This is a genomic window from Compostibacillus humi, assembly GCF_014637175.1.
In the GTDB taxonomy this organism is placed as follows: domain Bacteria; phylum Bacillota; class Bacilli; order Bacillales; family Amphibacillaceae; genus Oceanobacillus; species Oceanobacillus humi.
Genome location: NZ_BMEV01000137.1, coordinates 1 through 1,930 on the forward strand (window position 1 = coordinate 1; position 1,930 = coordinate 1,930).

The 1,930-nt window shown below is 35.1% G+C and carries 3 protein-coding genes and 1 pseudogene; all 4 read left to right on the forward strand.

Features of this window, described 5'->3' with window-relative positions; genetic code table 11:
* Nucleotides 1–206: pseudogene (locus IEV18_RS16870) on the forward strand (IS110 family transposase); the annotation flags it as partial.
* A 409-nt stretch (nucleotides 207–615) separates the two neighbouring features.
* Nucleotides 616–912 carry a rhodanese-like domain-containing protein gene (locus tag IEV18_RS16875; protein WP_108897596.1) on the forward strand — a complete coding sequence of 99 codons (297 nt, stop codon included), beginning with the start codon at nucleotides 616–618 and terminating at the stop codon, nucleotides 910–912.
* Nucleotides 913–952: 40 nt separating this feature from the next.
* On the forward strand, nucleotides 953–1,312 hold the full coding sequence (locus IEV18_RS16880) for a rhodanese-like domain-containing protein (RefSeq protein WP_108897597.1): 360 nt from the start codon (nucleotides 953–955) through the stop codon (nucleotides 1,310–1,312).
* 41 nt (nucleotides 1,313–1,353) lie between these two features.
* Nucleotides 1,354–1,593, forward strand: coding sequence for a glutaredoxin family protein (locus IEV18_RS16885; protein ID WP_108897598.1), 240 nt, complete (start codon nucleotides 1,354–1,356; stop codon nucleotides 1,591–1,593).
* Nucleotides 1,594–1,930 lie beyond the last annotated feature (337 nt).

A 1,930-nucleotide genomic window follows, 5' to 3' on the forward strand; every position in this document is an offset into this window, starting at 1 on the left:
TGGTGGCAACGAGCCCGACATTTAAGGCACTACACAGTTACTACACGACCCGCCCCGACAACCCTTTGAAAAAACAACAATCACTGATTGCTTTGTGTGGGAAACTCTTACGTATACTGTTTGTGATCGGTAGGAAACAATGTGAATTTAATGGAAATAAACTCTTAAAAGGGTTACCTCAAATTGAAGATTTACAGGCAGCTTAAGCAATTACGAAGTAAATTGAATCAATACACCTGTTTTTTTGAATGAACAAACACCAACAATGCAGAGTCGGAGCTTATTTTCACCATTCGGGCACTAGACCCAGCTTAGGAGCTTTTTCCGACCTCCACCTTGTGGATACGCAGGACGAAGGAATGTATGGATCAAAATCCCGTGATACATGGGAGGGTGAGCGACCATAAGTTGTGTGGAGAATAGGGCAAGGTCATATCTTTTTTCAACCAAATGTTCACAATTTGGCTGTTAGGATGGATTAAACCCCGTTTGAATATTCTGCACTCTTTGCATAAGCTCTGTCCACAAATACATTCAAAAAACGAAGTTTGAGCAATTCTAAGAAAACAGGAGCATTTTGAAGAAAAACGAAGTATATAGAGGGAGGTTATTATAATGAAAGAAATTACAGCAAAAGAATTAGAGAAAAAACTCTCTAAAGGAGAACAAGTTAATATTATCGATGTACGAGAAGATGAGGAAGTAGCTACAGGTAAAATTCCAGGAGCAAAACACATTCCGCTTGGACAAATACCTAAGCGTTTAAATGAGTTAAATAAAAATGAACATTATTACATCGTCTGTCGTTCAGGAGGTAGAAGTGGTAGTGCATGCCAATACCTAATTGAAAATGGCTATAATGTTACGAACATGGTAGGCGGCATGTTAGATTGGGAAGGAGAAACTGAATAACTATTTTGTTTTCAATAATATTTGAATAGGGGAATAATAGATGGAAATTTTTCAATGGATATTACTAATTATAATTGTCGTTTTTTTCGTCAATCGTTTTATGCCAGTTAAAGGCATTACGAATATAAGTGTCCAAGAGGCAAAAGACAAATTCAAAGATAAAAATGTCCAATTTGTCGATGTCCGTACACCTGCAGAATATAAAGCGAATCACCGTAAACCATTTATAAACATTCCGATTTCTAATCTTACTAGTAAAATAGATCAACTAGATAAAGAGAAAGAAATTGTTGTCATTTGCCAAAGCGGTATGAGAAGTGCTCAAGCTGCAAAAATACTTAAAAAACAAGGATTCGAGAAAGTGTATAATGTAAAAGGTGGCATGAGTGCTTGGTATTAAGAAAGACAAGTTAAAAAACAGAGAAAACGAGGATTTGAAGTATGGAAAAAGAAATTACTCTCTACACCTCGGCCATGTGCCCAGTATGTAGCATGGTTCGAGAATTTTTAACGACTATGAGCTTAGAATATAAAGAAATTAATGTCGACCTAAATCCAGTCGCATTGATTAAGTTAGTAAGAAAAACGAGAAGACTTTCAGTACCACAGACGAATATAAATGAAGAATGGATTTTTGGATTTGATCCTGCTCGGATGTTAGAAGTTTTGAATTCGGACTAGTAGTAGCTAAACGTGCAAAAGATGATGCTAGGAAAATGTTTGAATCAATGAAGAAGGGTAAAATATTGCCCTTCTTTATTGATTGATTTAAAAGTTGTTGTTCAAAATAATACTTTTTGAAGAGATGGAATAATATGATAAAATAAGAATAAATATTTAAAAATATGAGGGAAAAATCGTAATGTTTAGACTATAGTAAAGAGAGGAAGATATTTTGTTTTTTAAGTCTCATCATTATTGTTTGTGATTTGGAAACAATTCCGACAATTAGTTAGCCCTATTTTGATGCGCTCATACCCCCTCCTTCTTAAACTTGTCGACCGGTAAGTTGATAGAA

Bases quoted from the DNA above. Each gene is read 5' to 3' on its own strand.
- IEV18_RS16885 (WP_108897598.1), top strand. From the start codon at position 1,354: ATGGAAAAAGAAATTACTCTCTACACCTCGGCCATGTGCCCAGTATGT.
- IEV18_RS16880 (WP_108897597.1), top strand. From the start codon at position 953: ATGGAAATTTTTCAATGGATATTACTAATTATAATTGTCGTTTTTTTC.
- IEV18_RS16875 (WP_108897596.1), top strand. From the start codon at position 616: ATGAAAGAAATTACAGCAAAAGAATTAGAGAAAAAACTCTCTAAAGGA.